Origin of the sequence: Candidatus Accumulibacter vicinus (assembly GCF_000584955.1) — a bacterium.
In the GTDB taxonomy this organism is placed as follows: Bacteria; Pseudomonadota; Gammaproteobacteria; order Burkholderiales; family Rhodocyclaceae; genus Accumulibacter; species Accumulibacter vicinus.
Genome location: NZ_JDSS02000015.1, coordinates 33,712 through 39,261, shown reverse-complemented (window position 1 = coordinate 39,261; position 5,550 = coordinate 33,712). Strand labels below are relative to the sequence as shown.

Genomic DNA, 5,550 nt, shown 5'->3' with positions numbered 1-5,550 from the left:
TGTACACCAGGAACTCGGGGTTGTCCTGCAGGCCGCTGATGAACGCCTGTGGTGGACCAAAATCTCCGCCCCACCGCAATAGATCGCCTTCGCGACGCGACGTAAAAGTGGCCTGCCGCGTCGAAACACATTCCCGAAAAACTGATAGATTTCAAGACTCGACCCGAGAGGATGAAAATGAAGAAAGCATTTCTTGTGGCTTGCCTGTCCTGGGCCGTGACCGCTTCGGCGGCCGTGCTGAATGTCGAATTCCATTTCTCGCCCTACACCGGCGACCGCAAAGCGGACAAGGTGGAGCAAGTCGCCGGCCAGGCGCGGGTGTTGATCAACGGCGTTCCCGTTGCCAGGCAGGAAGTGCTCGCCCAGCAGGTGCCGGTGTTGTTCGAGGAACGGGAAGTGGCCGCTGCCGTATGGGCACCGGCGGCTTCTCTCGGCAGCTCGGTACGCAAGGGCAAGAACCGCATCCGCATCGAATTCACGCCCGCAGACGCTACCAAGCCCTATCGTGCGCTCTTTCGCTACGCCACCGTCACGGATCAGGTGATCCGCACGGACACTTCGCCGGGGCGTTTCTCGAAAACCAATCAGACAGGTATGGGCGAAGAGGAGAAGAGCGTCACTGGCCCGGTGAGCTTCGAAAGGGAATTCGACGCCGATTTTGCCGAAGATCATCCCTGGCATCATCAGCCACCGGTGACTTCGCTCAGCGACGCCGACCGCCAGTCCCTCAAGCAGTTGGTACGCGACCGCGCCGCCGCCTTCAAACCCGCTTTCCAGCCCATCTACCAGGAACTGTCCGGGATCAGGAACAGTTCCCTGCAACTCAATACCGAAGCCATCAGGAAGTCCAAATGCCTGGACAAGGCTTATGCTGCCGGCGTGCGCATTGTCCCGGCCGCCGACCTTGACATCGTGACGACCGGCAACCCGGAAATCGTGGTCAGCGCCAAGTCCGGCGAATTGTTCGGTCCTGAAGACAGCAAAGCCTTCTCGCGCATCAAGGGCAACGACCTGCAGATGTGCATCGGAGTCGTTCTCGGCGTCTACTACCCACAGCAGATACTGGTGGTGCGCGGCAGCGAGGACAAGTGGCGGGTGGTCCGCTGAAGACCGCTCATTCCTGTCACACACGCAACGGATCAAACAAACCGCCGTTGACGCCGCCGCGGCGCCGGCGCCGGTCACGCTCGACGCAGCACGCGGGGGTTGGCGGCAGTCTTGCTCGTTGCCTGCGGGGAGAAGGCAGCGCCGACGCCGATCGCGCACGACGCCTACGTCTGGCAGTTGGAAAGCCGAGTCAGCCTGGACGCGGGACTTCAAGGCTGGGGCTCGCCATCTTTGCGATCCGTTCTTGATCCTCCACCATAGTCAGACCGAGAGCGCGGCAACGATCCTCTGCCGCTTTCGAGTAGGTGACCAGATCATTGTGATACTGTTCCGCCAAGCGTTCCCGTGTGGCATGAATTTCAGCAACGACGGGATCGTGCCAAACTGAGGGTACGTTCATTGGCAAGCCTCCATCAACTCAAAGGGTGTGACAGGGCAATCGCTTACGCAAATGTCGTAAGCACCTGACAATACTCGCTGGCTCTTTATGCGTTACGGGCTGTTATGCCAAAAGGGCAGTGAGGAGGGGTTTCAGTAGGCCTTTGCCACGGATCCTAACGTTGTGCACGAATTGGAAGAAGCCCAAGTAGAGCGGGAGCTTCTCTTGCGAGATCCCCCGGTGGGGACGCAGCCAGGAGCGTAGCAGCGACCAAAACCCTTCCATGGTGTTGACATGGACCTCGTGGAATCCGTCGCCGTCCTCGTCACGGGCGTACTCTCCGCGGCTGTGACACACCGTTTTGTGCTGATAACCCCACTCGGGCAGACGGGCGTAGATGTCGTATTCATCGGTGTAAACAGTCGCGTTGGGCGCGATGGTGGCCAGGATCAAGGGCTTGATGGTCGGCTGCTGAACGTTTTCGAGCATCCCTATCCTCACCTCACCGCCGCGTTGGAGCATTCCCAGGATGGGGGGCTTCTCCTTTTCCAGCGTGCCGCGCCCGCGCGCGCCTTTCAGGCGCCGCCGGCGGCCCGGGCGGTTCTTTCGTCTGACCGCCTCGGGATGACCCTTATGGCCCGCCACGATATACACTTCGTCGCACTCCACCTCGCCGGAAAGGGTCGGCTCCGGTTGCGCCGCCACGATTCCCGCGCGCAATTGCGAGATCATGCGGTGCACATCGTCCTTGTTCAGACCCAATTCATCCCCGATCTGCTCGTTGGAGAGGTTCAGTCCCATCAGGTACAGGCACAGGAGCCACACCTTTAGCGGTTGGTGATGGCCCGCGAAAATTGTCCCACTCAAATCGTCAAAGTACCGCAGGCAGGTCGCACAGCGATACCTCTGGCGCGATGGATGAGCCGTATCATGGCCTTGCCTGGTCACTTCTGGCGAAGCACAATGCGCGCAGCGCACTCCCTCCGGCCAACGCAACTCGCGCACTTCCGCGTAACACTTGCTATCGTCCAGCAAACTCTGAAGGTGGATCAACGCGCTACATCCTTAAGGCATAACGGCCTAAAATTCTATCGGATATCCAGCCTCCAGAACGACAATGCTCAACCGCCCGAAACACATAAAGAGCCTCAAAAAATATGCTAATAACATCGAATTCTGTCATAAATTGACGCATGCATCGCTTTAAGCTATTGATCTTTAATGAGAGTATTTATGCACCAACGCCGCCTCATGCATTTACTTCGCCTGTCGCCAGCATTACCGTCGGACTGCCGTGGCCGACAATGCGCCCTCCTTCCAGCTTGATGATCAGATCGCAATTGTGTAGCGTCGAATGCCGATGCGCCACGATCAGTAAGGTCTTGGCTCCGTGCAAACTGGTTACGGCATTCATGACTTCTGCTTCGGTCTCGCTGTCCAGGGCTGCTGTTGCTTCGTCGAGGATCAATACGGGCGGATCGCGGAAAACGGCGCGGGCGATGCCGATACGCTGCCTCTGTCCGCCCGAGAGTCGCGCGCCATTCTCGCCGATGGAGGTTTCCAGTCCGGCGGGGAGCGTACGCACAAAATCGTCGATGCGGGCCACGGCAAGCGCCTGCCATACCGCGCTGTCGTCAATCTCTGTCACCTTGCGGCCGAAGGCGACGTTGTTACGGATAGTCGTGTCGGCGAGGTAGATGGTTTGCGGTATGTAGCCAAGCTGCGACTGCCACCCCTCGACATTGCCCTGGATGTCCTGTCCGTCTGCAAGTATTCGTCCCGCACTCGGCGCGAGCAGCCCCAGCACCAGGTCCACGAGGGTCGTCTTGCCCGAGCCAGAGGCGCCGATGAAGCCGATCATCGCGCCGAACGGGATATCCAGCGTGATGTTGGTCAGCGCGTCGCAACCCGCTCCAGAGTAGCGGAAACTGACCTGCTCGACGCGTATCGAATTCCGCATGGGTAGAGGAAGGACGTCTTCAATCCTGTCTTCGGCATTGATCCAGGGACCCAGTTCCTTGAAGAGGATGTCGATGGTGGGGCCGCTGAAGCGAACTTCCTGGTAGGTAATAATGATGCGGTTTGCGGCGGGGATCAGGCGGAAAGAGGCGCCGACAAACAAGCCCAGCATCGGCAGGACGAATTCGAGCGGTTTGTTCTGTAGCAACGTCGATGCAGCGATCGCGAGCAGGCCGCCCATTGCCAGCACTTCCAGAAAAAGCAGCGGGAGGCCTTGCGCCAGTATGTGCCGGCTGGAGTACAAGGCGCGTTCGCGACTATGAAAAAGAAAGGACTGCAGGAAGTGCTCAGCGGTGCCCAGAATCCGTATTTCCTTGAGCCCCCCTAAGCCTTCCTGTATGCGTTGTATGCGTTGTCCCTCGTGAAGCTGGCGCTGCGCCCCCCAATGCGTGATGCGGTCGCGCAGCACGCGATAAAAGGCGATGCCGAGCAAGAGGAAGAGCCCGGATACAATGCTGGCGGCAATGGTGTCGACATAGAACAGCAGGAGTACCAGCATCACCGCGATCAGGCCTTCCGCAATTAGGATCAAGCTGGGCAGCAGAACGGACCAGATCAGGCGATCCGCCTCGTGCGTGAGGTTGCGGATCATTTCGCCGGTGTTGCGTTGCACGTGGAAGGCATAGGGTTGATGCAGATAGTGATGGAACAGCCGCTGCGAGAGCAGGTTCTGCCGGGCGAAGGCAAAGCGGCTTTGCAGCAGCGAGACCAGAGCCGCGTAGCTGTTCTTGACCAGATACAGCAGCAGCATCCCGACCAGGATGGCGAGGACGAAGCCCATCGGGTCCGGCTGGCCGAGCACCCGGTGCAGCCAGGCGACAGGCGGAGCAGACAGGGCAAGTTTGGGGTTTGCCAGGATCGTCACAACCGGGAAAATCAGGGCAACGCAGAGGGCTTCGACGATGGCACCGGCCAGTATGAAAAGCAGTAGCACGACCGCTTTGCGACGGTCGCCCGGTGGGAACAAGGAGATCAGTTTCTGAAGCGTGTGCAGCAATCCAGATTCCTCCTAGCCCTGGGCGGAAGGCGCCAGTAGCAGTGCTTTTGCATTCGGCCAGGTACTGGCGAGTGCGGCCGCGATGACCGTGCCGTGAATCGCGGCGACGATCAGAACCGTGACATCCGGCTGCTCGGCCAGAACGGCTTCAGGTGACTGTACGACGAAACCGGCGAAACTCAGGCCCTGCTTGTTAGCTTATTAATATCGTGGTCGACCACGGCGATGACTCTGCAATCGCGTATCCGGGAACTGCCGAACAGGCGTTGGGCAAAAGAACCGGCCCCCGGAGAACGACCGGCGAACCAACTGCGGCGAGGAACACAAGTTCGGGGATAGATTCCGCCTGGCGACAGCTCTCGACGTACTGCTCGACCGCCACCTTGAGGTTCCAGTCCGCCGCCAAGGCATTCGATTTGCCGCCACCCCCGCCTGCATCCATACCCAGCAAGCTGGGTAGAAAAAAGGATAGGGAATTCAACCACCATTATGAAATTATCTTCGCTCCAGCACCCTATCGTCAAGGGCGAATTCCCAGGAGGTGTGATTCAAAGTCTGAAGTTTAGACACTCGCGGTCGTCGGCTGATGCCGAAGGGATTTCCGCGGCGCGAAAATTCTTGGGCATCGCCAGGAGATTTGAGATGGCCAGGGGTCAATGAGGGATCACTTTCGATCTCGGAGCTTCCCTCAGGTCTCTTGCCGCCAATGTTTGCTTGCTGCTCTCTCAATGGGTCTCCTTCCTCCTGGAGGCAGTTCCACCCCGTTCGCGTCGTCCCTTCGTCGAACTCCTGATCGGCTGCCTGCTCAACCCGGAAGGATGGGTCACCCGCGCCCTCGGGGCCATTCGCCGAGAGGCGCCCTGGACGACCGATTACAAGCTGATCGAGCGGGCACACGTGTCGGTCGGTCCAGGGGCACGTCAAGGAGATGCGCTTGCTGATCGATGCCTGGTTCATGCGCCGGAGCCTGAGTCTGTGCGCTAACACAACTCCTGGCCTGGCAGCTTGGGGAGTTCTTTCCCTCAGGGCAATCGCTTACGCATATTTC

Annotated in this window: 3 protein-coding genes; 1 reads left to right on the top strand and 2 read right to left on the bottom strand. The window is 59.2% G+C overall.

Features of this window, described 5'->3' with window-relative positions:
- Positions 1-177 precede the first annotated feature (177 nt).
- Positions 178-1,107 carry a hypothetical protein gene (locus tag CAPSK01_RS03850; RefSeq protein ID WP_034922791.1) on the top strand — a complete coding sequence of 310 codons (930 nt, stop codon included), beginning with the start codon at positions 178-180 and terminating at the stop codon, positions 1,105-1,107.
- Between the two features lie 502 nt (positions 1,108-1,609).
- On the opposite strand, the gene CAPSK01_RS03845 is transcribed toward CAPSK01_RS03850, so the two are convergent.
- Together CAPSK01_RS03845 and CAPSK01_RS03840 are read right to left on the bottom strand one after the other, a co-directional pair.
- The gene (locus CAPSK01_RS03845) at positions 1,610-2,539 is read right to left on the bottom strand and encodes an IS1595 family transposase (RefSeq protein WP_034922789.1); all 930 of its coding nucleotides are present in this window, start codon (positions 2,537-2,539) and stop codon (positions 1,610-1,612) included.
- Positions 2,540-2,735: 196 nt separating this feature from the next.
- Positions 2,736-4,370 carry an ABC transporter ATP-binding protein gene (locus tag CAPSK01_RS03840; protein ID WP_273703039.1) on the bottom strand — a complete coding sequence of 545 codons (1,635 nt, stop codon included), beginning with the start codon at positions 4,368-4,370 and terminating at the stop codon, positions 2,736-2,738.
- Positions 4,371-5,550 lie beyond the last annotated feature (1,180 nt).

Bases quoted from the DNA above. Each gene is read 5' to 3' on its own strand.
- CAPSK01_RS03850 (WP_034922791.1), top strand. From the start codon at position 178: ATGAAGAAAGCATTTCTTGTGGCTTGCCTGTCCTGGGCCGTGACCGCT.